Raw genomic sequence first — 25,978 nt, 5'->3', positions numbered from 1 at the left:
GTAGGAAGACGGCAACTGAGTAAGTCCCCAGGCGCTTACTGAAGCAAGTGACTGGGGGTAAACGAAAGCAGCCAACGCATATGCGGCTTGAAGTATAACGGGGGGAATTATTGCCCGCTTAATACCCGAGCCGGATCAATACGACTTGCGCGACGTGCAGGATACCAACTGGCAATTAAACTCAGCACCAGCGCGGTGGCTAATACGCAGGCTACATCAAACCAGTGCAATTCTGACGGCAGGAAATCAATGAAATAGATATCGCCAGACAAGAATTGATGGCCAATCAGCCGCTCCAGCCCACGGATAATGTTGGTCAATTGCATTGAGACAATTACCCCCACTATCACCCCGCTGATACTGCCGATAAACCCGGCCAGTAAGCCATACCAGATAAAGATTGCACGGATCAGACCATCTTTGGCCCCTAATGTGCGTAACACGGCTATATCGCTACTTTTATCTTTAACAGCCATAACCAGGGTGGACACAATATTAAAGCTGGCAACACCGATAACCAGCACCATGGCCAAGTACATGATGGTACGAATCATCTGGATATCGCGATACATATAGCCATAAGTGCCAATCCAACTGCTGATATAAACATACGCATTGCTCACTTCGCCAGCGCTGCGCACCAGTTTGTTGGCGTTGTATACATCATTGACCTTAATGGCTATACCCGTGACACTGTCACCCATGTCCAAATATTGTTGGGCATCAGCCAAAGGAACCAGTGCCAGACTGTGATCCAACTGACCACTGAGTTGAAAAACGCCGGCGACCTGTAAGCGAATACGCTTAGGTTGCAGCAGTTTCATTTCAGGATCACTATTCGGGATCATTACTGTCAGCCATGACCCCTGCTTCACACCTAATGCGTCAGCCAGACCTTTACCTAAAATAATCTGCTGCTGACCCGCTTTGAAATTATCCCAAGCATGGTCAAGCACAAAGCTGGGTAATGCGCTAAGACGCTGTTCTGCCTGCGGATCAACACCTTTAACCTGTACTGCACGCAGTTGTGTGGCATTTTCAATCAGACCGGTGAAATTGATATAGGGGGCGGCCGCTACGATACCAGGCACTTTTTCAATACGTTGCAGGGTTTGCGGCCAGCCACTGAACGGCTGATTAACCACCGCAATTTCGCCGTGTGGTACCACGGCCAAAATGCGATCTTTCAGCTCACGTTCGAAGCCATTCATCGCACTTAGACCCACGATCAATACTGCAACACCCAAGGCGATACCCAAGGTAGATATCACTGAAATTAATGACACCATACCGCCACGACGGCGGCCACGGCTAAACCGTAAGCCGATTAAAAGTGAAAGTGGCGACACACCCATTACTCAGCCCCCACCAGTGTCAAGTGCTGCTGTAGCTGGCCATCGCGCATTTCCAACTGGCGGCTCATACGTTTTGCTAACTGCAAATCGTGGGTTACCACTAAAAATGCCGTCCCCTGGCGAACATTCAATTCACCTAACAGATTAAAGATGCTGTCAGCATTACGTTGGTCCAGGTTACCGGTCGGTTCATCTGCCAAAACCAGTGACGGGTTGTTCACCAGCGAACGGGCAATCGCCACCCGCTGACGCTCACCACCAGACAACTCAGACGGCCGATGTTTGCTCCGTTTTTCCAACCCTACCGCGGTCAACATCGCCCGGGCTTTATCCTGCGCCTCTGCGGGTTTGGCTCCACCGATTAACAGTGGCATTGCGACATTCTCCAATGCGGTAAAATCAGGCAGTAAATGGTGGAATTGATAGATAAAACCTAACTCTCGGTTACGTAATTCCGCTTTCGCGGTGGAAGAGAGCTGATTCAGTGAACGGCCCTGATAAATAACCTCGCCGGAGGTTGGGGAATCCAGACCACCCAACAGATGCAATAAGGTACTTTTACCTGAACCGGAACTGCCGACAATCGCCATCAGCTCACCAGCTTCGATAGTGAACGACACATTACGCAATACGTCAGTGTGCAATTGCCCTTCCTGATAGCGTTTGCACAAATCTAAACACTGTAATAATGGATGGTTACTCATAGCGTAAAGCCTCGGCAGGTTGTGCGGCGGCAGCGCGCCAGGAAGGATAAAGCGTGGACAACAAGGCAATCGCCATCGCCAACAGAGCAATCACGGTGACCTGTACCGGGTTAATCTCCACCGGCAAGGTGGCACCATCAATCAATAAACCGAGAATCGGGATAATCGTGTTTAATTGGCTGGCGAGTAAAATACCCAGCCCGGCACCAAGTAATGCGCCAATTACCCCGGCGGTAGCCCCCTGCACCATAAAGACCAGCATGATTTGGCGGCGGCTCAAGCCTTGAGTTTGCAAAATCGCCACTTCACCCTGCTTCTCCATCACTAACAGGCCCAGCGAGGTAATGATATTAAAGGCTGCGACGGCAATAATCAGGCTAAGTAGCAACCCCATCATATTTTTTTCCATACGCACCGCCTGGAACAACTCGCCTTTACGCTCCCGCCAATCTTTCCATACCGTGCCTTCAGGCAACGCCTGTTGGCTCAGGCTATCAACAGACAAAGGTTGTGCAAGGAATAGACGCCAGCCGGTAATATTGCCAGCCGGATAACGCATCAGACGTGATGCATCCTGCTGATTAACCAGCATTTGATAGCCATCAACCTCGCTGTCTGCGGCGAATGTTCCAATGATATTAAACAGCCGCTGGCTAGGAATGCGCCCCATTGGCGTGAACTGACTGGCGCTAGGGACCATCAAACGCAATGTTTCACCACGTTTAACACCCAACTGGCCCGCCAGTTTTTCGCCCAGGATAATATTGTAGCTCCCCGGCTGTAAATCCTTCAGGTGCACGTTAACCAAATAATCAGCCAGTGGTTCATGACGCTCGGGATCAACACCCAGCATCACACCAGCCGCCAGATTGCGGGCACTCTGCAACACCACATCCGCAGTGGTTAGCGGCACAATATCAGTAACGCCAGTCAGCGATTTAAGTGCAGAGGCAGGGATCTTATTCGGGTCAAGAGAGCCTTGTGACGTGGTAATCAGCGCCTGCGGCATCAGCCCCAAAATATTATTCTGCAAATCACGCTCAAAACCATTCATCACCGACAGTACCGTGATCAGCGCCATCACGCCAAGCGTGATGCCAATAGTAGAAAGCCATGAGACGAACCGACCGAAGCGGTCAGATGCACGCCCGCGCATATAACGCAGGCCAATAAATAGTGCGACAGGTTGATACATGAAATCTGTTTAGATCCTGTTGCTAAAGCAAAGTGATCGAGGATAATAAAGGGTACTACGCCTTTATGGAACCATTAACCGCCTATATCCTTCATATTTCAAGTTACAGGTGTGTTGGCCGCGCTCGTTTACCCGAATCACTTACTTTAGTAAGCTCATCGGGATTTTCTCGCTTGCCGCCTTCCTGTACCTTGAGATCTATTGGATATATCTCTGGCTTTTATTCCAAATCAGGGTGCCAGTCTGTGGCTATGCCCCCTCACGTGCTAGGATAGCCGCCGAGATAATTTGTCATCTGTTGTGCTGATACTGTCCTGCTGAACGGCAACATGGGTTAACGCTATCCCTGTTACTTGGTCATGCCGGTAGGCAGCACCCAAGTAAAAAGTCGGTAAGCAACTGATTTTGATATCATTTATGCTAGCCCATAGGGTGAAGGCTCATTAATACTCAAGCGCTTAGATAACTAAGTGATTGGGGTGAGCAAGGGCAGCCAACACCTCTGCCTCTTGAAGGGCGGCGGGTATACAAACTAAGAGACTGTTTAACTGCTTATGTCCCAACAATATCGTTATTCATTGCCGCAGCGGCCTGGTGATACCCGTCAATTAGGTCAGTTGACTGGCTCAGCCTGCGCGGTGGAATGTGCGGAAATCATTGAGCGCCATGATGGCCCGGTAATGTTAATTACCCCTGACATGCAAACGGCCCTGCGCTTGCGTGATGAGGTGCAACAATTCTCACTCCGCCCAGTAAGCACCCTATCCGATTGGGAAACACTGCCTTACGACAGTTTCTCGCCGCATCAGGATATTATTTCAGCGCGCCTTTCGTGTTTGTATCATCTGCCCGCGATGGATCGCGGTGTTATTATTCTCCCGATTAATACACTGATGCAACGCGTATGCCCGCATGAATTCCTACACGGCCATGCGCTGGTGATGAAAAAAGGCCAGCATCTGTCGCGTGATAAACTACGCGCGCAACTTGAGCAGGCAGGATACCGCAGTGTTGATCAGGTAATGGAACATGGTGAGTTTGCGACCCGTGGGGCATTGCTTGATTTGTATCCGATGGGCAGTGAAGAGCCGTATCGAATTGATTTCTTTGATGATGACATTGACAGTCTGCGCGTGTTTGATGTTGATTCTCAGCGCACGCTGTCCGAAGTTGAGCAGATAAACCTCCTGCCTGCGCATGAATTTCCGATAGACAAAACCGCAATCGAGTTATTCCGTAGCCAATGGCGTGAACAATTTGAAGTGCGCCGCGACGCTGAACACATCTATCAGCAAGTCAGTAAAGGCATCTGGCCTGCGGGTATCGAATATTGGCAACCCTTGTTCTTTAGCCAACCGTTGCCCTCACTGTTCAGTTATTTACCTGAAAATACCTTATTGGTAAATACCGGCGATCTGGAAGGTTCTGCTGAGCGTTTCTGGCTAGATGTGAATCAGCGCTTTGAAAGCCGCCGTGTTGACCCAATGCGCCCATTGCTGGCACCCGATACGCTCTGGTTACGGGTTGATTCACTGTTCACTGAGCTAAAAAAGTGGCCTCGGCTGCAGTTCAAGACAGACCCACTGCCGACTAAAGCTGCCAATACCAATTTGCACTATCAGCCCCTGCCTGATGTGGCTGTGCAAGCACAGCAAAAAGCGCCACTGGATAACCTGCGCCGCTTTATCGAAACATTCAGTGGCAGTATCGTGTTTTCAGTCGAAAGCGAAGGCCGACGAGAAACGCTACAAGACCTGTTGGCCCGGATAAAAATCAGCCCGAGCCTGATTACAGCGTTACCACAAGCGGCGGCTCCCGGTCATTATCTGATGATCGGCGCCAGTGAACGCGGCTTCCTCGATACCGATAAACAATTAGCGCTGATTTGTGAAAGTGACCTACTTGGCGAGCGCGTCAGCCGCCGTCGGCAGGATAATCGGCGTACCATCAATACCGATACCCTAATCCGCAATCTGGCCGAGCTGCGCCCCGGTCAGCCAGTGGTTCATCTGGAACATGGTGTCGGCCGCTATCTGGGCTTAACCACGCTCGAAGCTGGCGGCATCAAAGCTGAATACCTGATACTGACCTACGCCGGTGAAGATAAGTTGTATGTGCCAGTCTCATCTTTGCATCTGATTAGCCGTTATTCCGGCGGTGCTGATGAAAATGCGCCACTGCATAAACTGGGCGGAGAAGCCTGGGGTCGGGCACGACAAAAAGCGGCCGAGAAAGTGCGAGACGTGGCAGCCGAACTGCTGGATATCTATGCCCAACGCGCCGCCAAGTCTGGTTTTAAATTCAAACATGACCGCGAGCAATACCAGTTATTTTGCCAAAGCTTCCCGTTTGAAACCACGCCAGATCAGGAACAGGCCATTAATGCGGTTCTCAGCGATATGTGTCGGCCGCTGGCGATGGATCGCCTGGTATGTGGCGATGTTGGTTTCGGTAAAACCGAAGTGGCAATGCGTGCTGCGTTCCTCGCAGTTGCCAATAATAAGCAAGTAGCCGTATTGGTCCCCACTACACTACTTGCCCAACAGCATTTCGATAACTTCCGTGATCGCTTCGCCACTTGGCCGGTCAGGATAGAAATGATGTCCCGTTTCCGCAGTGCCAAAGAGCAGCAAGTGATTCTGGAGCAAGCCGCTGAAGGTAAAGTCGATATCATTATCGGCACCCATAAGTTGCTGCAAAGTGACCTGCGCTGGCAAGATCTCGGCCTGCTGATTGTCGATGAAGAGCATCGCTTCGGTGTTCGTCATAAAGAGCGGATCAAAGCGATGCGTGCCGATGTGGATATTCTGACCCTAACAGCCACACCGATTCCGCGTACCTTGAATATGGCGATGAGCGGCATGCGCGACTTGTCGATTATTGCCACCCCACCGGCGCGGCGCCTGGCAGTGAAAACCTTTGTACGGGAGTACGACAGCCTGGTTATTCGCGAAGCCATCCTGCGTGAGGTTCTGCGCGGTGGGCAAGTTTATTACCTGTACAACGACGTGGAAAATATTGAGAAGGCCACACAACGTCTGGCGGAGCTGGTTCCTGAGGCGCGTATCGCTATCGGTCACGGCCAGATGCGTGAACGGGATTTGGAGCGGGTGATGAATGATTTCCATCATCAGCGCTTCAACGTTTTGGTCTGTACCACCATTATCGAAACAGGTATTGATATTCCTAGCGCCAATACCATTATCATCGAGCGTGCGGATCACTTTGGCCTGGCGCAGCTACACCAATTGCGCGGCCGGGTTGGGCGTTCACATCATCAAGCTTATGCTTACCTACTGACGCCGAATCCGAAAGCGATGACCACGGACGCTAAAAAGCGGCTGGAAGCGATTGCCTCACTGGAAGATCTTGGTGCCGGCTTTGCGCTGGCAACCCATGATCTGGAGATTCGCGGCGCGGGTGAACTGTTAGGTGAAGACCAAAGCGGCCAGATGACCACCATTGGCTTCTCACTCTATATGGAGCTGCTGGAAAGCGCGGTTGATGCTTTGAAAGAAGGCAGAGAGCCATCTCTGGAAGATTTGACCAGCAATCAGACTGAAATTGAATTGCGCATGCCGGTGCTGCTGCCAGAAGATTTCATTCCAGATGTGAATGTTCGACTTTCATTCTATAAGCGTATCGCCAGTGCCCGCAATGAGACGGAACTTGATGAACTAAAAGTGGAGTTAATCGATCGTTTTGGCAAACTGCCCGACCCAGCACGTTATCTGTTGCACACCGCAGAGTTACGCCAGCAGGCACAAAAATTGGGCATCAAACGAATTGAAGGTAATGAGCGCGGTGGCTTTATTGAATTTAGTGATAAGAACAAAGTCGATCCTGTCTATCTGATTGGGCTATTACAGCGCCAGCCACAGATATACCGCCTGGAAGGGCCAACCAAGCTGAAGTTTATGCAAGATTTAACTGATCGTTCACAGCGACTGAAATTTATCAGTGAGTTGTTGGCCGCCTTTGCGCAGCATCGGGTAGGTTAATCAGCGAGTTAATGCGGGTTTCTCAGCAATGAGAGACCCGCGTTAATGCTAATGCCACTCGCTTAAATTTTTTGCCGGGTTTGCGGCAAAAACATGTTCTGTTTAAACGATCAGAATTAGCACTAAATCGCGGGTTCTTGGTACCAGGTCTTGGACAACAGATTTTGTATTATGCTCGGTCGTTCAGTATTAGTTGACCATTTTTATCGATCGGGATCTGCGTACCTGGATCACGATCCATACGAATTTTTCCCTGCTGATCACCAATTTTGTAGGTTACGTCATATCCCAGCATTTTTTGTGACTTGTCATAGACAGTCTGGCAACGCTGTTGAGTGGTGGTATAGGTATCACCTTCCTGCATATTACTTTGCACGCGGTTACCGGCATATCCGCCAGCCAACGCACCGGCAACAGTAGCGATATCCTTCCCTCGCCCGCCCCCTACCTGATGTCCCAGAACCCCACCAGCAACCGCACCCAACACTGAGCCAGCAATCTGATTCTCGTCTTGTACGGGTTTACGGTGAGTAACCGTGACATTACGACATTCCTGCCGAGGCGTTTTGACCGTTTCTTTAATCGGTGTCGCCGCAATAACTTGTGCATATTGCGGCGCGCCAGAGAAAACATTCATACTCGCAACTGCGGCAATTCCCAGAGCGGCCGCAATACCGATACCCACGCCTGCTAACATTGATTTGTTCACAGGAAATCCTCCTGAAAGTGTTACCACGCATCTTCTGCCCCAGAATTCCAGCGTAAAAACAGAAAATCTGACAGTTTCCGACACCAAAGGCTGTCTCTGATTAGCGGAATACGGCGTGCGTGACTCGCCGTCTGTAAACACCATGGAGTCTGCACAAAGTCGTTTGAGCTAGCAATAAGACAAATGGACTAAAAACCCAGATAATAGGTGTAAATGAATATGTTTAGGAGGAATCCGACTGTGGGTATTTGCGACCGCGAAATTTTATGCTGCAAATTTCACATTACGGGCGAACATTTTTAACGTTAAGTGCCTGAGATTGAGCAAACAAAAACCGCCACCTTTGACTAACGGCAGCGGTTTGTTTAAGTGAGAAGACGATTAGTGCAACTTCAAGCGCGGGCGAATAACCCGATTAATCCCACCCACCAGCATCATCAGGCCAGTCTTGGTATAACCATGTAATGCCACCTGGTGCATACGATACAGTGAGATATACACCACACGAGCAACACGCCCTTCGACCATCATTGAACCGCGCATCAGGTTGCCCATTAGGCTACCCACAGTGCTGAACTTCGACAGAGAAACCAGTGAACCGTGGTCTTTATAGATATACGGCTTCAACGGTTGCTCATTAAGCAACGCCAGAATATTGCTGTAGCAACGGCTGGCCATCTGGTGAGCCGACTGCGCGCGCGGGGGAACAAAACCGCCACTTGCCTGCGGGCAAGAAGCACAGTCACCAATAGCAAAGATATTCGCATCACGCGTCGTTTGCAGCGTTGGTTCCACCACTAACTGATTAATACGGTTGGTTTCCAGCCCAGCGATATCTTTCATAAAGTCCGGTGCTTTGATCCCCGCCGCCCACACCATCAGGTCAGCGTTAATGAACTCACCCTCTTTGGTGTTCAGACCTTTTTCGTCCGCACTGGTCACCATGGTTTTGGTCAGCACGCGCACGCCGAGTTTAATCAATTCCTGATGCGCGGCCGCTGAAATGCGCGGGGGTAATGCGGGTAGAATCCGCTCGCCAGCTTCCACCAGCGTCACATTCAGTGCTTGATTGTCCAAGCCCTCAAAACCGTAGCTATGCAGTTGTTTCACCGCATTGTGCAGTTCCGCAGAGAGTTCCACACCGGTAGCCCCCCCACCGACGATCGCAATGTTAACTTTCCCTTTTTCACCCGGTTGCGCTGAATATTTCAGGAACAGGTTCAGCATTTCATTATGGAAACGGTGTGCCTGATGCGGGTTATCAAGGAAAATGCAGTTCTCTTTTACGCCTGGCGTACCAAAATCGTTAGAGGTACTGCCTAAGGCCATGACCAGAATGTCATAGGTCAATTCACGTTGGGTCACCAGCACATCACCGTGTTCATCGCAAATCTCAGCCAAACTGAGTGTTTTGGTTTCACGGTTAATGTCAGTTAAGGAACCTAACTGGAAGTTAAAGTGATGGTTACGCGCATGAGCCAGATAGCTCAATGCATCGACGCCATCATCAAGAGAACCAGTGGCTACTTCGTGTAACAGTGGTTTCCACAGATGACTGTGATTGCGATCAACCAGAACGATGTCCGCTTTCTTGCTGCGACCCAGCTTATGGCCCAGACTCGTCGCCAGCTCAAGACCGCCGGCACCACCACCAATAATAACGATTTTCTTCTTCGGCGTTGTCAAAATGACCCCCTAAATGTGAACCAATTGTTAGCTAAGGGTAAAAGAATAATATCCTTAGATAACATAGGGTTCGCTGATGCTGAATCAATAATCTGTAGCCAGAATATCATGCAGGGTTATTTGGTCATACCAAAATTGATATATATCAACTTTTTTTGATTAAAGTGGCAGCATAGGGAATCTTTCTGGAATAGGATTCAAATAGTTAGCGTTTAGTCACAGTTTAGAATTTTTCTATTTGCAGCGAGGAAAAATCTTATTTTGCCGTTTTTAAGCAACAAAACGGCCTGGATAAAGGATTTAAACTCCCTTCCCCAAACCGGTTAGCAGAACGTTATAAGCTTTACAATTAACCAATCTTTAACAAACCGACAGTTTTAGGCTCAGCAGTCACTTTACGCTAGCCAAGAGTTTTAAAGGCTTTAATGCGCTGAAGGTGGGGTGAAAGATCCTTAAACTTGTGGTTTTGTTTCTCGTCCCAAACAATTTCATAATAAGGATGTAGGTCACCCGCAGTTCGCTGGCTATCAAGCATTTCATCATGACGAGACAACACCACCAGGCAACGATCGCGATTTTTCTCGCGAAAGTCATTAATACACTTGCTGGCGATATCAACATACTCTTCTGGGCGGTCGATTTTACCGCCCATATTGTCCTGCGGATACAGATTCGGGTTGAAAGCAACCTGTCGAATACCGCACAGGAAACCAATGCGCTCGGCCCAAAACCCGCCTAAACCAACACCACAAATCAGTGGTTTGACATCACCGCCCTGCTGAATGGCTTTATCCACTTCTTTCAGTAAATGCTGCATATCATGTCGAGGATGCAAGGTGCTGTAACTGATAAAACGCACATCTGGATCGATAAATTGCAGTTGCAGGACTTTCTCGTGATTACCGGGGCTATTGGAATCAAAACCATGTAAATAGACAATCATATTTATCCTCGCGACTTATACTTGTCATACGTCAAGCTGCATGTGCGTTGGCTACACTCAACTACTCGGCCCATCCGTGAGCCTCACCTCGTTGAGGCCGCTGCAACTCGAATTATTTAGAGTATATAACTTATTTCAATTGGCTCTTATGTGCATCCCAACGTGCGCTGAGTGCAGTTAATGCCTTATTCGCCTGTTGCCAGCGTGATGACCCCATCAATGATTGACGCTCAAACTGCCCAGAATGATACAAGCGCGCAACCTGATCCGCTTTGACCGGAGACAGGTTATCTAGCACGCTGATAGCACCCTGGCGGTTATTACACACCAAAATCATATCGCAACCGGCATCCAGCGAAGCCTGCCCGCGCTCGGCGTAACTGCCCATTATCGCAGCACCTTCCATCGATAAATCATCTGAGAAGATAATGCCATCAAAACCTAATTCCTGACGCAATATCTGCTGGAGCCAATACGCCGAGCCGCTGGCCGGGCGCGCATCAGCTTCAGTATAAATCACGTGAGCAGGCATGATGGCATCCAGCAGTCGCCGCTCGATCAACTCGCGAAATATAACCATATCATGAGTACGGATTTCTGCCAGTGGTCGATTATCATGTGGCGTCTCCTTATGGGAATCGGCGGTGACCGCACCATGACCGGGGAAATGCTTACCGGTGGTCTTCATCCCGGCACTATGCATTCCTCGGATAAAGCATTCCGCCATTGCCAGAGCCTGTTGTGGCTCGCTGTGGAAAGAGCGCTCACCAATAGCGGCGCTAACATGGCCGATATCCAGTACTGGCGCAAAACTGATATCGATATCCATCGCTATCATCTCTGCCGCCATCAGCCAACCGGCCTCTTGCGCCAGCTTAGCTGCCGTAGCTGCATCATTAATAGCGGCAAACGACTGGGCCGCAGGCAGGCGAGTAAAGCCATCACGAAAACGCTGCACCCGGCCCCCTTCCTGGTCAACGGCCACCACCAGACGCTCACGAGAGGCCGCCCTGATTTGACGAACTAGCTCACGCAACTGCTCCGCATCATGAAAGTTACGGCTGAACAAAATCAGACCGCCCACCAGTGGGTGTTTTAAAATCTCACGCTCTTCAGCATCCAGCTCATAGCTGGCGACGTCTAACATTACTGGTCCCACAACAACCTCACTTCATTCAATAAAATACCCCTCGGACGGGGCCGCCACAGGGGGTTGATTTGCCTGGCTGCTACGCCAATTTCTTTGGGTAACGCTACGAATTAAAACGATAAATTAAACCGCTGGCGCAGTGGCGACGCCCATTGTAAAAATGTCTCATCACCCGTTTGCTGCCAGCGCACCTCAAACCACATCAGCATCAGGTAATCAATCCACGGTAACCAGCGCTGTATCTGCTGTGATAAGCGTTTGATGTCAGGGTATCCCTGCTCACTCGCGCAGTAGTGCTGTAAAAAGGCATGTTGTTGTGGCAATAACCAGTTATTGCCGCGAAACAGCGCCGCAATATCCAATGCGATATCCCCATCGGCAGCATATTCCCAATCAATCAGTTTCAGCCCGGTTGGGGTCATTAACACATTGCCGGGATGGACATCCATATGCAACGGCGCCAACTTAATAGGCTGCGGTAGCGGGCGGCGCAGAAAGTCATGTTGGCGGCGCAACCAGGCAGGTGAGCGGCGCGTTGAGTCAATCAATTGCCCATAGCGGGTTAACTGACGGCGCAAGTCGAAACGGTAGCCGCTGATGGGCAGATGATGCAGACGGGCCAATAACTGTGGCAACTGCCCATTATCTGATAATTCAATAAATTGCTCATTAGTGACAACGTCACCTTCAAGCCAATTAACCACTAACCAGTACTGATCGGCGGCAATAATGGCCGGTGAGAAATGCTGATTGGCCACGTGTCGTAACAGTTTTCGTTCCCGCCGCCGGTTCACCCCCAACTGACGTTTGGCTAGTGATTGTTGACGTGCCAACCAGTCAATATTGGGTGCTGTAATACGCCAGCTTTCACCGGTTAGCCCCGCGACCGGACTAAAGTGATAATCGGCGATTTTCATCGCCGGATTTATGCTGTCAATGAATGCATACAGAGAGGGATCAGCGCTGAACCGGGCCATTACCAGACCAAATGATTTCGCCTGATTGCGCCTGCATCAATTGCATTTCAATGGTTGGCGACTTCACATCACCACTCACATCGCTGTACAGCACATATTGAGCGCCGACATAGCGGGCCAAACCAATCGCTTTGCTGCGCGACCCCAGGCTATCTTCTTCCGAAAGCCCCAGCGTTTGCTTAGCAACGGCTAATTGTTGCGGCGAGATCAAAACAAACTTTTTATTCGACGCTAGCACTTGATGTAATGCGGCGGTGGCTTTCGCCGTTTGCAATGCACCATTGGTGTTGTTTTTAACGCTATCCAATAGCAGAATGCTGCCATTCGCCACTTCGTTGTTATTCACCATTTTCGCCACCAACGGCTCGACACTGATAGCCCAATCGATAGATTGCACTTTCGGTGGCTGCGGCACGGTGTCTACCGGCGGAGGTGTCTCAACGACAGGGGGTGTTACCGGTTCAATGGTGACGGGCGGTGTCGTTGGTGCAACAGGCGTCCGAGACGGACAACCGGTCAGCACTAGCGCTGCTAAAACCACAAATAAATACCTTTTCATTGCCCTACTCCAATGGTGAAAATCAATCGGTTATAAAAATAAATGAAGGCGTGCACTGCGCGCATTAAAATTATTATTAACTGACTGAATAGTGACATCGTCCCCTGGTGCTATCATCATAAAACGCGGCGCTTCCAGCGGCGGCACATCTAAGCCCTGGGTATCATACCAATAAAAACGGTAGTTGATTCTTACCGGCTTATTCTGGCTATTCGTGATAACTGAACGCGCAACATTATTGCCAGAAGAGAGTGATACTGTGGGTTGAGAAGCCAAAATACCTGCCGTCAGAACCGACGAATCCATTACCACGGTTTGCTGTTTATTTACTGCAATCCCTTTCGGGTTGCTGCACCCCAATAATGTCGCGATACACGCCGACACCATCACCGGTAATAAAAACGCCTTAACACGGCGCATAGGCTTACCTCATTTAGACTCAATCATTATGCCGCTATTGATGCAGCATCATTATTTATGTGACAACAATGAACCCAGATAGCGACCACCAACCAGGTGCATATGAATATGATAGACCACTTGCCCGGCATGTTGGTTACAGTTGATGATCAGGCGATAACCCTCTTCGGCAATGCCTTCTTGTTGTGCAAGTTTAGCTGCCACGGTAATCATACGACCCAGTGTGGCTTCATGTTCTGCCGTGACATCATTCACAGTTGGAATAAGAATGTTGGGAATGATTAAGATATGGGTGGGTGCCTGTGGGGCAATATCACGAAACGCCGTCACCAACTCATCCTGGTAGACCACGTCGGCAGGAATTTCACGGCGGATAATTTTGCTGAAAATCGTTTCTTCGGCCATTACGCATTTCCTTTATCATTATAAAACGGAGAATGCGTAGTATGAGCGACAAATTCTATTGATTTCAACCTCAATAATCAGCCTCTGGCATAAGCCGCCGCTTTTTCAAACAAAGCGGGCTCTGGGCGAATCCCCGTATACAGCACAAATTGCTCAACCGCCTGAATAGCAAATACTTCTGCGCCAGTAATAACGGTTTTCTGCTGTGCTTTGGCGTAACGGATAAGTGGGGTGACTGCCGGCAGTGCCACCACATCAAAAATGATATCCGCACTATCTATTTCACCCTGAGTAAATGCCAGAGCATCGGCATCCTTCCCCCCCGACATCCCCACCGGCGTAGCATTAATCAACACATTAGCCCGAACATCCTGCATATCAGGGCGATAAATATAACCTGATTGATCCGCTAGCTGCTTACCTGTCACTTCATTTGTCGCAATGATATAACCCTGCTTAAAACCTGCATTTTTTAATGCAAAAGCCACTGCTTTTGCCATGCCACCACTGCCACGTAAAGCAAAAACCTGCTTTGATGACACCTGATATGTCGCAAGCAACATGGCGATGGCGATATAGTCGGTGTTGTACGCCTTAAGGTAGCCTGCGGTATTGACCAGAGTATTTACTGAGTTAATGGCTTTAGCTGATGGGTCCATCTCATCCACCAGCGGAATCACCGTCTCTTTAAAGGGCATTGAGATGGCACAACCACGAAATCCCAGCGCCCGCACACCACCGATGGCGGCAACAAGATCAGTGGTGGTAAAAGCCTTATACAGATAATCGAGGTCTAAGGCATCGTACAAAAAGTTGTGAAAACGGGTACCAAAGTTACTGGGCCTGGCCGCCAGAGAAATACACACTTGGGTGTCTTTATTCAAATACCGGGTCATCTTCTCACCTTAAATAGTCATTACGCCCTGCCCGTACAAGCTTTTCATACCGAAGGACGGTGGGCGATAAGCCCTTGCTGTACTAAAAATTATCGGCTAAAAAGGTGATATTAAAAACTGCTGAGATTCATTCAATAGAGATCCTCTTTTATGGTCAGTCGACGTCTTGAGCAACAATATTTACGCTTATTGGGCGTGGTTGGGGTGCAACAGGTTACGATTACACTGCAAGAATTAGCCGACAAGCTTAGCTGCACTAAGCGCCATATGCGGACATTGTTGGTTAAAATGCAACAGGCTGGCTGGTTAATATGGCAGTCAGAAGCTGGCCGTGGTCGCCGTTCACATTTACAACTATTGCGGAACACTCATCAACTATTGATTGAAAAAGCGGAACAGTTATTGGATTCAGGCGATTTCAACGAGGCCATTGCGCTACTGGGAGAAGATAAGCAGCTTATTACCCCGTTGCTCCGAACCAAGTTGGGGTACCGGATACGTGATGACTATCAAGCCTTGCGAATTCCCTACTACCGCGCCATGGCTAACCTTTATCCTGGAACCCCACTGCGCCGATCTGAATTACATTTAGTTCGGCAGATCTTTAATGGCCTGACGCGGATAAATGAGGAAAACGGCCAAGTTGCCACCGATTTAGCCCATCAATGGCGCATGTTGGACCCATTACACTGGCGCTTTTACTTACGCCCTGGCGTACAGTTTCATGATGGTCGCGAGCTTTCCAGCTATGATGTGGTCAACTCATTGATGCGTTGTACTGACTTGCCGCTATTTTCACATATTCAATACGTCAGCGCATATGGGCCACTGAGTGTCATTATCGAACTGAATCAACCCGACCCGCAGCTTGCGCTATTGCTGACTCACCACGCAGCACTGATTTTGCCGAGCGACCACGCCTCACGACCCGATTTTGCGTCTCATCCGGTAGGCACCGGCCCTTATCGGGTCGCCGAAAATGATGATTGGCATTTGCAGATAAAATCCTTTGACCACTATTTTGGTTTTCGTGGCCTGCTGGATGAAGTTGAAGTCCTTATCTTCCCTGATCTGGCCCGTCAGCATACGCAAACGCCAACTGTACTCGCTGAGCAACTGAGTATTGATCATATTCAGAGTGCAACGTGGCTAAGCTCCAGTATCAGTGATATTGATTATGTCGCTGGATTCGCTGCCAGCCTGACGGGTAAACCTTCAGATTCAACCCAAGAGATGTTTTTGGAACGGGGTGGATATTTTCTGTTATGTGACAGCCGCTCACCCCATTGGCACCACATAGAGCAACGCCGTTGGCTGCGAGAGGTACTCAATCCATATAACGTTACCCAACGGTTGATTGAGCCAATTCGCCCGTTCTGGGTACCCGCCAGCAGTGTTTTACCGACATGGTTCCACTCAATGCATTCAGGAGATAAAAGTTCTCCTTTCGCCGCGACGACAATGGCTGATGACAGCCCGGTGTTAACCTTGGCCTATCATGCCCAACACCCAGAATATACGATGCTGGTTACGGAAATGTCGCATATTTTGGCGGCACAGGGGATTAGGCTAGTGGTATCAGAGCTTGATTACGCCACCTGGGCGAAGGGCGATGCCGATGTTGATTTGTGGCTGGGGACGGTGAATTTTGCAGTTCCAGAAGAGTGGAATATCGGGGCATGGTTACTGGGTATGCCGCTATTGCGCCAATCTATTGTAGGTGGTGATGAGATGCGTTTGCAGACATACCTGCACAACTGGCGTAACCAGTCCCTCAGTACCGAGCAATTAGTCAGAGAGGTTATAGCTGACGGCTGGTTACAGCCATTATTCCATCACTGGATGCGCCTGAAAGCCCCACCGCAGGCTCAGGGCGCACATCTGAATAACCTTGGTTGGTTTGATTTCCAGACGACATGGTTAGAACCACAGTAACGTTTTTCCAACAAAAAAAGGGAGGCTTTCGCCTCCCCTTTGCACTCCCCAAACCTGAATTAATGGTTACGAATATACTCGTCCATATCTGTTTTCAGGTTATCTGATTTAGTCCCGAAGATAGCCTGAACACCAGACCCTGCCACCACTACACCCGCAGCACCCAGTCGCTTCAGACCAGGTTGGTCAACCTTGGAGACATCCGCCACGCTGACACGCAGACGGGTAATACAAGCATCCAGGTTAGTGATGTTCTCTTTACCACCAAACGCATTTACCAGTGCCGCTGACATTTCTGTGCCGCCCTGGACAGTTTGCTCAGTGGTTGTCTCTTCACGACCCGGTGTTTTCAGGTCCAGTTTGGTAATCAGCACACGGAAGATAGTGTAGTACACCAGACCGTAGCAAATACCCACCAGAGGGAACAGCCAGATACGGCTACTGTTACCACTGAGAACAATGAAGTCAATCAAACCATGGGAGAAGCTGGTACCGTCACGCATTCCAAGCAGAATACAGATTGGGAACGCCAGACCAGCCAAAATTGCATGGATAACATACAAAATTGGTGCCACGAACATGAAGGAGAATTCAATTGGTTCGGTGATACCCGTCAGGAATGAGGTCAGTGCTGCGGAGATCATGATCCCGCCCACTTTAGCGCGGTTTTCCGGCTTGGCTGAATGCCAAATCGCAATCGCAGCGGCTGGCAGACCGTACATTTTGAACAGGAAGCCACCAGACAGTTTACCGGCAGTTGGGTCACCCGCCATGTAACGTGGAATGTCACCGTGGAACACCTGACCTGCTGCGTTGGTGTATTCACCAATTTGCATTTGGAATGGTACGTTCCAGATATGGTGCAGACCGAATGGTACCAGCGCACGTTCAACTACGCCGTAGATACCAAAAGCAACGACTGAGTTCTGGTAAGCCGCCCATTGGGAGAAGGTCTGGATCGCAGTACCGATAGGTGGCCATACGAAGGACAGGATCACACCAACGAAAATAGCGGTGAAACCAGAAATAATCGGAACAAAGCGTTTGCCCGCAAAGAAACCGAGATATTCAGGTAACTGAATACGGTAGAAGCGGTTGAACATGTAGGCGGCTATAGCACCTGCAATAATCCCGCCCAGTACCCCAGTATCGGCTAAATGTTTGGCCGCAATTTCTTCTGCTGGCAGATGCAAGACCAGAGGCGCTACCACAGCCATGGTTTTCACCATGATGCCGTAAGCAACAACTGCCGCCAACGCGGATACACCGTCGTTATTGGTAAAGCCGAGTGCAACGCCAATAGCAAAGATTAATGCCATGTTAGCAAAGACGGAACCGCCCGCTTCTGCCATTACGTGAGAGACTACTGTTGGTAGCCAGCTAAAATTCGCGGAACCGACACCCAGCAGAATACCTGCGATGGGTAAGACGGATACCGGTAGCATTAGCGATTTACCTACCTTTTGCAGGTTTGCAAATGCGTTCTTAAACATAGTTGAGTGTGCTCCTGAGTAATAGTGCTTTTCTGCTGTTTCTCGCGTTTATTGGCATTACAAAGGGGGGAGTAAGCCTTTGCGAATAAGGGTGTCTAAAGCACCCTTTTAATTTTTACGAAGAGTAAAATAAATAGCCTGCTTAATGTTTGATGGCAGTCACGTTTCTTTCAAGAAAGCGCTTAATTTGCATCAAATCGCGCATTTTTTGTAAAAAAACGTCAACAAGACCTGCCCTCACCCAATAAATCGGGTGAGAACATTACTCGTTCCGGGGATTAATTACGAGCTTAAAAAAAAGTATTATGAAGGAGGCTAACTATTTTCACTGGCGAGCCGGGAAGGGTCCAGATGAAATAACCGGCAGAAGTTGTCAGTCGTCGCCTGCGCCAGTGATTCAAGACTCACGCCTTTCAGCACTGCCATATACTCTGCAACATCACGGACATAGGCTGGTTGATTCTCTTTGCCACGGTGGGGAACCGGGGCCAGATAAGGTGAATCGGTTTCTACTAATATCCGATCCAGCGGAACATAACGGGCCACATCACGCAGTTGTTCCGCATTACGAAAAGTGAGAATCCCCGAGAATGAGATATAAAAACCGAGGTCTAATAGCGTTGCTGCCGTGGCTTTGTCTTCTGTAAAGCAATGTAAAACACCACCACACTCCTGCGCCTGCTCTTCCTGCAAAATTGCGAGTGTATCTTCACGCGCATCGCGGGTATGCACAATCACCGGTTTGTTTAATTCGCGACCAATACGAATATGTTCACGGAAAGAGGCTTGTTGCAGCGGGATATTATCTTGCTGATAAAAATAATCCAGCCCGGTCTCGCCCATCGCCACCACATTATCTGCCGCAGCCAGGCTTCTGAGTTGCTGGAAATCATAGCCACCATCGAGATTCAACGGATGAACACCACATGAAAATGCCACATTTTGGCGTTCGCCAATAAGGGATGTCATGGCAGAAAAGCCCGGTAACGTAGTGGCTACCGCCAGGACGAAACCGACATCTCGCGCATTTGCTTTGGCTAATACATCATCGACGCTGCTGTGCAACGTCTGGTAATCAAGGCTATCAAGATGGCAGTGTGAATCTACTAACAACATAATATTAAACTCTTCCATACTTTTCATAATTGAAGCCGCAGGGGCGCTCGCTATATTCGTTACTCGGCCCATCCTTCGGCCAGCCGCTGCAACGCCAATTACGTTGAGTGTACAATCAAGGTGAGGTGGAATAGGTGCCGGTGGATAACGCGGTTTCCCAGTTAAGTAACAACTCAGTGAGTAACAATTCACGGTTGACACCGACGACAGATAGTAATTGATGACGGCATTTTGCCAGTTGTTGCGTTGACTGAAGCAACACCAGTGTGGTGGCTACGCGTGCCAACTGTTGTACCAGCGACAATTGATCCTGATTAACAGCAAACTCGCCAGCACCTTGTTGCCATTTCAAAGCATCCAGCAGCAGCGAAGAGAGCCATTGGAGGCGTTCAGCTGCATCATCATGGTTCAACTGCACTAACAATGACAGTAGGTCCGAACTGTTCAATGCACTACTCAGCGCGCTACACAGCGCAGTTCGTAGAGTCCAGCGCTCCGGTTGCAACAACCGCTCGGCTGCCAAGGGTGCGCCCTCACTCAATTTAAGCGCGGCCAGCGCCGTCACCGGTTCTGCTTGAGTCTGGCGTTGCAGCCATTGCAAACTGAGTGCGGTATCTGGGCAGGCTAAATACCAGTAAAAACAGCGGCTACGCAGCGTAGCTAACAAACTGGCGGGTTGATGGCAGTCCAGCAGGAAATAGGTTTTCTCCGGTGGCTCTTCCAAGGTTTTCAATAAGGCATTTGCCGCCGCATCGGTCAACAGTTCGGCGTGTGGCAACCACACCACCTTAGCCCCACCTTGTTGTGCATGGGAATAGAGCTTATCTATCTGCTGACGCACCAATTCGACCCCAATACTGCTTTTACCTTTTTCCGGTGCCAGTACATACCAGTCCGGGTGGTTACCCGCCAGCATTAAACGGCAGCTATGGCATTCACCACAACTTTTCTCACCTTGCCGCTGCTGGCACATCAGCCAGCGACTGAGGCCATAAATCAACGCCTCTTCGCCATTACCGGGCAAGGAGTGGAGTAATAACGCGTGGTGCCCGCGCCCGGCAGTATGCTGCCCTATCAACTGGCGATAAGGGGCCGTAAGCCACGGATACCATTTCATTATGCGGTTTCCCGGCTGGCCAGCCATTGAGTCAGTACCCGGCTGATTGATGTGCTCACTTGCTCAAGAGATTGGGAGGCATCGATGGTTTTTATGCTGCTATCAGCGGCGGCCAGTTCGAGATAGCGTGCCCGCGTGCGTTCAAAAAAGGCCAGCGACTCTTGTTCAATACGATCCAACTCGCCACGGGCACGAGCGCGTGCTAAACCGACCACAGGCGGCAGATCAAGATACAGCGTTAGATCAGGGCGGAATTCACCCAATACGGTATCACGCAGTGACGTCATCAGTTGGCTATCAATGCCACGCCCTCCTCCCTGATACGCCTGAGATGAGAGATCATGGCGATCACCCACCACCCAACTGCCTCGAGCCAGCGCCGGTTTAATTACATTCTCAACTAATTGTACTCGCGCGGCATACAGCATCAGCACTTCGGCTTTATCTGTCAGGACTTCACCATCAATACCTTGTTTAATCAAATCACGCAGTTTTTCTGCCAATGGTGTCCCACCCGGCTCTCGGGTAAAAACAATATCGTTAATCCCTTGGGCGCGCAGCGTGGCAACCACGGTGTCTCTGGCGGTGGTTTTCCCTGCCCCTTCCAGCCCTTCAATAACGATAAATTTACTGTTCATTTTTATCCTTAAGCGATTGACGATAGACCCGTACCGCTTGGTTATGACTGGCTAAATTGGTGGTAAATGTATGCCCGCCCTTACCATCTGCCACAAAGTAGAGATAGGCGGTTTTGGCCGGATGCGCGGCAGCCGTCAGTGATGCCAGCCCCGGCATGGCTATTGGGGTGGGCGGCAAACCAGAAATCACATAGGTATTATAAGGTGTTGGTGTATCTAAGTCTTTACGACTAATGTTGCCATTATACTTGTCACCCATACCATAAATGACTGTAGGGTCAGTTTGCAGGCGCATACCAATCCGCAGACGGTTAATAAACACCGATGCGACTTTAGTGCGTTCTTCATTTACTGCGGTTTCTTTTTCGATGATAGATGCCATGGTGACCAGCTCACCCGGTGTCTTATAGGGTAAAGATTCCTCTCGCCCTTGCCAAATTTCATCAACCGTCTTTTCCATCTTCGCATGGGCACGTTTGAGTAAGGCCAGATCAGTCGTCCCGGCGGTATAGGAGTAGGTATCAGGATAGAGCCAACCCTCAGGGTGATCACTGTCTTTTAACCCCAGTAACACCGCAATCTCACTATCACTTTTGCCGGCCAAAACATGTTTTACGTATTTCGACTGCTGCAACTCATCCAGCCAGTCACGTAGCCGCTTGCCCTCAATAAAGCGCACGGTAAATTGTGCTTCTTTACCACTGGCGAGTAATTCCAGCATGCCGCGCACCGTCATGCCAGGGGTAAAACGGTAAGTCCCCGCCTTAAATTTTGCCAACTCAGGCTCTATACGTAACAGCCAGGGGAACAAACGGGTGTTTTTAATCACGTGGTCACGTTGCAGTAAATTCTCCAATGCGACCCGCCCCGTACCGGCGGGGAGTTTAAAGATGGTTTCTTGCTGGATAGCCAGCGGCTGGTCCGCAAAGTGTTGTATTTTCTGATAACCCAACAGCACTAATCCCAAACAGATAGCGGCAAAAAGGATTACAACTCGGGTGCTTTTTATTTTCATCGGGTGGCCATCTTCAAATTAAAGGTAGTCATCTACGCTATACATTAAAACCAACATGCTGCTGAGACCATCAGTTATGCATCGCAACAATACTGATTCAGGAAATCAAACAACTGACGCGAGTGATAAAGCCATTTATCGGCGCGGTTCACAGACAGTAGCGGCATCAGCGCGTTGCACACGATAATTTCATCCGCATCAGCCAGTGCCTCCAGTGGCTGCGCCACAATCGCTACCTGCTGCCCATGCCCGGCCAGACAGGTAATAATCATCTGGCGCATGATGCCATCAACACCCGACTGGCTTAAGTCCGGGGTAAATATTGCGCCACCTTTACGCCAGAATAAATTAGCCGCACAGCATTCCACCAGCAGGCCCGCAGTGTCAAGCACCAGTGCCTCATCAGCCTCTGTCTGCTCAAGATGCGCACGAATCAACACTTGTTCAAGGCGATTCAGGTGCTTAACACCCGCCAGCAATGGGCTGCGAGCTAATGTCACCGGGCTTAATGCCAATGAAATACCCCGCTCACGCCAACTATGATAATGCGCCGGATAATCACTAAGCGAAATAATGCGCGTAGGGTGCTGACAAGCAGTACCGCTGTAGCCGCGCCCACCGCTACCCCGGCTAATAATCACTTTCAGTACCCCATCTTCAGTATGGTTTGCCGCCTCGACTATTTCCTTAGTCAAGGCATTCCAGTTTACTGTCGGCATCAACAAGCGTTCGGTTGCCTGTTGCAGGCGCAGTATATGTTTATCAAGCCACACTACCCGACCATGAGATACCCTTGCCGTCGTAAAGCAGCCATCACCAAACTGCACTGAGCGGTCTGACGCTGAAATCAAATTTTGCTCTATACCATTAATCCAGAACATTCAGACTCTCTTTAAATGGGAGGGGTATTGTTTGCCATACATTCAGTTGCTAAATATACCTTGCCAGTAAATATATACTGTACATAAATAAAAATTGTACATGGCGACAGTAGCAGATTTAGTCAATGGCTGTTTTCAGATTTATCTCTTATTAAGACAGTGATTATGGCGGGATGTTATCTCTTTCTTACTTGGCACTGTGGCGCGACGTTAGCGGTGACAGCACTCACGTTGAGCCATTAAGTGATGCGGGGTTAACCTAATAAAAGACCCGGAAAACCGGGCCTTTTTAGCAGCAGAAGCTTAACAGCAGAAGTTAGACCTTGCGGAAAACTAAAGAACCGTTAGTGCCACCGAAGCCGAAGGAGTTACACAAGGTGTACTCCATATCTTTTACCTGACGGGCTTCATGCGGAACAAAATCCAAATCACAACCTTCATCCGGGTTATCCAGATTAATGGTTGGCGGAATAGCTTGATCACGCAACGCCAGCACAGTGAAGATAGACTCAACCGCACCGGCTGCACCTAACAAGTGCCCAGTCATGGATTTGGTGGAACTGACCATCACTTTGCGGGCATCTTCACCAAATACAGACTTAACTGCCTGCGTTTCGGCTTTGTCGCCAGCAGGAGTCGATGTGCCATGGGCATTGATATAGCCGATTTGAGATGGGGTCACACCCGCATCACGTAATGCATTCACCATTGCCAGCGCTGCTCCTGAACCGTCTTCCGGTGGAGAGGTCATGTGATAGGCATCGCTGCTCATCCCAAACCCAACAACTTCAGCATAGATTTTTGCACCACGTTTCTTCGCGTGCTCGTACTCTTCCAGCACCATCATGCCTGCGCCGTCACCCAGAACGAAACCATCACGGTCTTTATCCCACGGGCGGCTTGCGGCTTGCGGATTATCGTTACGAGTAGACAATGCACGAGCGGCACCAAAACCACCGACACCCAGTGGAGTACTGGCTTTTTCAGCGCCACCTGCCAGCATGACATCCGCATCATTGTAAGCAATGATACGTGCCGCTTGACCGATGTTATGCACACCAGAAGTACAGGCAGTCGCGATAGAAATACTTGGCCCACGCATACCACACATAATGGTCAGATGGCCGGCAATCATGTTAACAATGGTTGATGGCACGAAGAACGGGCTAATTTTACGTGGCCCACCATTCACCAGCGCGGTGTGGTTCTCTTCAATCAGACCCAACCCACCAATACCAGAACCAATAGCGGCACCGATACGAGGAGCATTGGCTTCGGTTATTTCAAGCCCTGAGTCTTGCATGGCTTGCATGCCAGCAACAATGCCGTACTGTATGAATGCATCCATTTTGCGTGCATCTTTACGCGAAATGAACTCTTCACAATTAAAATCTTTTACTAAGCCAGCAAATTTCGTTGCATAGGCACTAGTATCGAAATGGTCGATCAGGCTGATGCCACTCTGCCCGGCAAGAACAGCGTTCCATGTGGATTCTACTGTATTACCGACAGGAGACAACATGCCCAGTCCAGTCACAACAACTCGACGCTTAGACACGGTTGTCCTCCAAGGAGGGAAAATAACACTTAGGACAAAAAAAACTTAGGCGGTCGAGTGACCGCCTAACTATCTAAACTTAAAGCATGTTCGCTTACTGCTGGTTAGCGTTGATAAAATCAATAGCTGCCTGAACAGTAGTGATTTTCTCTGCTTCTTCGTCTGGAATCTCAGTATCAAATTCTTCTTCCAGAGCCATTACCAGCTCAACGGTGTCCAGAGAATCCGCGCCAAGATCTTCAACGAAAGAAGCACTGTTCTTCACTTCGTCTTCTTTAACACCCAGTTGTTCAACGATGATTTTCTTAACGCGTTCTTCGATAGTGCTCATACTCTTAAATTTCCTATCAAAACTCGCTTTCGCGATGGTTTTCGTAGTGTATAAAATGTTGAAAAAGATGCAACTAAATCTCGGCTGGTCAAACCACGATTTTACGCTATTTTGCGGTTTTCACCTCAAATAATGCAAATACTTTCGTGATTTTTAAATCATATACATGCCGCCATTGACATGTAACGTTTCACCAGAGATGTAGCTGGCCTCGTCAGAGGCTAAAAATGCAACAGCGCTGGCGATTTCTTTAGCTTGCCCAAGCCGGTTAGCTGGTACTTGGGCTAAAATGCCTGCGCGTTGTTCATCTGTCAACGCCGTCGTCATGTCCGTCTCAATAAAGCCAGGTGCCACAACGTTGACAGTAATGCCACGTGAAGCAACCTCACGCGCCAAAGACTTGCTAAAACCGATCAGACCCGCTTTAGCTGCCGCGTAGTTAACCTGCCCCGCATTGCCCATTGTCCCAACCACAGACCCGATGGTTATGATACGCCCAAACCGCTTTTTCATCATAGCGCGCATTACCGCTTTTGACAGGCGGAATACAGAAGTCAGATCGGTGTCAATAATATCTTGCCACTCTTCATCCTTCATACGCATCAGCAGGTTATCACGCGTAATACCTGCATTATTCACTAAAATATCAACTTCGCCAAATTCCGCACGAATCGCTGTCAAAACAGCATCGATTGACGCGGGTTCCACGACGTTCAACATATAGCCTTTGCCATTGCTACCCAGATAGGCACTAATCGCTTCTGCACCCTTCTCACTGGTCGCAGTGCCAATAACCCGGGCACCACGTTCGACCAATAATTCTGCAATCGCACGGCCAATCCCACGGCTCGCGCCGGTTACCAGCGCAATTTTTCCTTCGAAGCTCATGTTATC

The 25,978-nt window shown here is 49.5% G+C and carries 24 protein-coding genes; 3 read left to right on the top strand and 21 right to left on the bottom strand.

Going from position 1 to position 25,978, the window contains the following annotated elements; all coding sequences use genetic code 11:
- Positions 1-107 precede the first annotated feature (107 nt).
- Genes A6J66_003655 through A6J66_003645 form a run of 3 tightly spaced genes read right to left on the bottom strand, consistent with a single transcriptional unit; the run spans position 108 to position 3,254 of the window.
- Positions 108-1,355, bottom strand: a complete 1,248-nt coding sequence (locus A6J66_003655; protein ID PNM23369.1) for a lipoprotein-releasing ABC transporter permease subunit LolE — start codon at positions 1,353-1,355, stop codon at positions 108-110.
- Positions 1,355-2,059, bottom strand: coding sequence for a lipoprotein-releasing ABC transporter ATP-binding protein LolD (locus A6J66_003650; GenBank protein PNM23368.1), 705 nt, complete (start codon positions 2,057-2,059; stop codon positions 1,355-1,357). Before A6J66_003650 ends, A6J66_003655 begins: the two co-directional genes overlap by 1 nt.
- Positions 2,052-3,254: a lipoprotein-releasing system transmembrane subunit LolC gene (locus A6J66_003645; protein ID PNM23367.1), complete on the bottom strand. Its 1,203-nt coding sequence runs from the start codon at positions 3,252-3,254 to the stop codon at positions 2,052-2,054. Before A6J66_003645 ends, A6J66_003650 begins: the two co-directional genes overlap by 8 nt.
- Positions 3,255-3,319: 65 nt before the next feature.
- Here A6J66_003645 and A6J66_003640 point away from each other — a divergent pair, with 65 nt between their 5' ends.
- Both A6J66_003640 and A6J66_003635 read left to right on the top strand, forming a co-directional pair.
- On the top strand, positions 3,320-3,529 hold the full coding sequence (locus A6J66_003640; protein ID PNM23366.1) for a hypothetical protein: 210 nt from the start codon (positions 3,320-3,322) through the stop codon (positions 3,527-3,529).
- A 279-nt stretch (positions 3,530-3,808) separates the two neighbouring features.
- The gene (locus A6J66_003635) at positions 3,809-7,255 is read left to right on the top strand and encodes a transcription-repair coupling factor (GenBank protein PNM23365.1); all 3,447 of its coding nucleotides are present in this window, start codon (positions 3,809-3,811) and stop codon (positions 7,253-7,255) included.
- 169 nt (positions 7,256-7,424) lie between these two features.
- Here the strand turns inward: A6J66_003635 and A6J66_003630 are convergent, their stop codons facing one another.
- From A6J66_003630 to A6J66_003590, 9 genes are all read right to left on the bottom strand, one after another.
- Positions 7,425-7,964, bottom strand: coding sequence for a glycine zipper 2TM domain-containing protein (locus tag A6J66_003630; protein ID PNM23364.1), 540 nt, complete (start codon positions 7,962-7,964; stop codon positions 7,425-7,427).
- A gap of 381 nt (positions 7,965-8,345) precedes the next feature.
- Positions 8,346-9,650 carry an NAD(P)/FAD-dependent oxidoreductase gene (locus A6J66_003625; GenBank protein ID PNM23363.1) on the bottom strand — a complete coding sequence of 435 codons (1,305 nt, stop codon included), beginning with the start codon at positions 9,648-9,650 and terminating at the stop codon, positions 8,346-8,348.
- A 400-nt stretch (positions 9,651-10,050) separates the two neighbouring features.
- Complete coding sequence (locus A6J66_003620) at positions 10,051-10,593, bottom strand: hypothetical protein (GenBank protein ID PNM23362.1); 543 nt, start codon at positions 10,591-10,593, stop codon at positions 10,051-10,053.
- A gap of 130 nt (positions 10,594-10,723) precedes the next feature.
- On the bottom strand, positions 10,724-11,752 hold the full coding sequence (locus tag A6J66_003615) for a beta-N-acetylhexosaminidase (protein ID PNM23361.1): 1,029 nt from the start codon (positions 11,750-11,752) through the stop codon (positions 10,724-10,726).
- Positions 11,753-11,853: 101 nt separating this feature from the next.
- Positions 11,854-12,660: a thiamine kinase gene (gene thiK, locus A6J66_003610; GenBank protein ID PNM26883.1), complete on the bottom strand. Its 807-nt coding sequence runs from the start codon at positions 12,658-12,660 to the stop codon at positions 11,854-11,856.
- A gap of 40 nt (positions 12,661-12,700) precedes the next feature.
- Positions 12,701-13,279 (bottom strand): penicillin-binding protein activator LpoB, encoded by a 579-nt coding sequence (locus tag A6J66_003605; GenBank protein ID PNM23360.1) that lies wholly within the window; start codon positions 13,277-13,279, stop codon positions 12,701-12,703.
- 30 nt (positions 13,280-13,309) lie between these two features.
- Entirely contained in the window at positions 13,310-13,699 is a 390-nt protein-coding gene (locus A6J66_003600) for a DUF1425 domain-containing protein (GenBank protein ID PNM23359.1), read from the bottom strand.
- A 51-nt stretch (positions 13,700-13,750) separates the two neighbouring features.
- Complete coding sequence (locus A6J66_003595) at positions 13,751-14,104, bottom strand: HIT domain-containing protein (GenBank protein ID PNM23358.1); 354 nt, start codon at positions 14,102-14,104, stop codon at positions 13,751-13,753.
- Between the two features lie 77 nt (positions 14,105-14,181).
- Positions 14,182-15,000, bottom strand: a complete 819-nt coding sequence (locus A6J66_003590) for a shikimate 5-dehydrogenase (protein PNM23357.1) — start codon at positions 14,998-15,000, stop codon at positions 14,182-14,184.
- Positions 15,001-15,150: 150 nt separating this feature from the next.
- Here A6J66_003590 and A6J66_003585 point away from each other — a divergent pair, with 150 nt between their 5' ends.
- Entirely contained in the window at positions 15,151-16,935 is a 1,785-nt protein-coding gene (locus A6J66_003585) for an SgrR family transcriptional regulator (GenBank protein PNM23356.1), read from the top strand.
- A gap of 59 nt (positions 16,936-16,994) precedes the next feature.
- Here A6J66_003585 and A6J66_003580 read toward each other — a convergent pair whose 3' ends face one another.
- From A6J66_003580 to A6J66_003540, 9 genes are all read right to left on the bottom strand, one after another.
- Positions 16,995-18,428, bottom strand: a complete 1,434-nt coding sequence (locus A6J66_003580; protein PNM23355.1) for a PTS glucose transporter subunit IIBC — start codon at positions 18,426-18,428, stop codon at positions 16,995-16,997.
- Positions 18,429-18,743: 315 nt separating this feature from the next.
- Positions 18,744-19,544 (bottom strand): metal-dependent hydrolase, encoded by an 801-nt coding sequence (locus A6J66_003575; GenBank protein ID PNM26882.1) that lies wholly within the window; start codon positions 19,542-19,544, stop codon positions 18,744-18,746.
- Between the two features lie 115 nt (positions 19,545-19,659).
- Positions 19,660-20,661: a DNA polymerase III subunit delta' gene (gene holB, locus A6J66_003570; GenBank protein PNM23354.1), complete on the bottom strand. Its 1,002-nt coding sequence runs from the start codon at positions 20,659-20,661 to the stop codon at positions 19,660-19,662.
- Positions 20,661-21,299 (bottom strand): dTMP kinase, encoded by a 639-nt coding sequence (locus A6J66_003565; GenBank protein PNM23353.1) that lies wholly within the window; start codon positions 21,297-21,299, stop codon positions 20,661-20,663. Before A6J66_003565 ends, holB begins: the two co-directional genes overlap by 1 nt.
- Positions 21,289-22,314 carry an endolytic transglycosylase MltG gene (locus A6J66_003560; protein PNM23352.1) on the bottom strand — a complete coding sequence of 342 codons (1,026 nt, stop codon included), beginning with the start codon at positions 22,312-22,314 and terminating at the stop codon, positions 21,289-21,291. Before A6J66_003560 ends, A6J66_003565 begins: the two co-directional genes overlap by 11 nt.
- Positions 22,315-22,388: 74 nt before the next feature.
- Positions 22,389-23,195: an aminodeoxychorismate lyase gene (locus A6J66_003555; protein ID PNM23351.1), complete on the bottom strand. Its 807-nt coding sequence runs from the start codon at positions 23,193-23,195 to the stop codon at positions 22,389-22,391.
- A 316-nt stretch (positions 23,196-23,511) separates the two neighbouring features.
- Positions 23,512-24,753 carry a beta-ketoacyl-[acyl-carrier-protein] synthase II gene (locus A6J66_003550; protein PNM23350.1) on the bottom strand — a complete coding sequence of 414 codons (1,242 nt, stop codon included), beginning with the start codon at positions 24,751-24,753 and terminating at the stop codon, positions 23,512-23,514.
- A gap of 94 nt (positions 24,754-24,847) precedes the next feature.
- Positions 24,848-25,084, bottom strand: a complete 237-nt coding sequence (locus A6J66_003545; GenBank protein ID PNM23349.1) for an acyl carrier protein — start codon at positions 25,082-25,084, stop codon at positions 24,848-24,850.
- 153 nt (positions 25,085-25,237) lie between these two features.
- On the bottom strand, positions 25,238-25,972 hold the full coding sequence (locus A6J66_003540) for a 3-oxoacyl-ACP reductase FabG (protein ID PNM23348.1): 735 nt from the start codon (positions 25,970-25,972) through the stop codon (positions 25,238-25,240).
- Positions 25,973-25,978 lie beyond the last annotated feature (6 nt).

It is taken from the genome of Yersinia enterocolitica (genome assembly GCA_002082245.2).
Classification (GTDB): Bacteria; Pseudomonadota; Gammaproteobacteria; order Enterobacterales; family Enterobacteriaceae; genus Yersinia; species Yersinia enterocolitica_E.
Note: the sequence above shows the minus strand (reverse complement) of the source record. Positions and strands in the feature narration are given on the sequence as shown.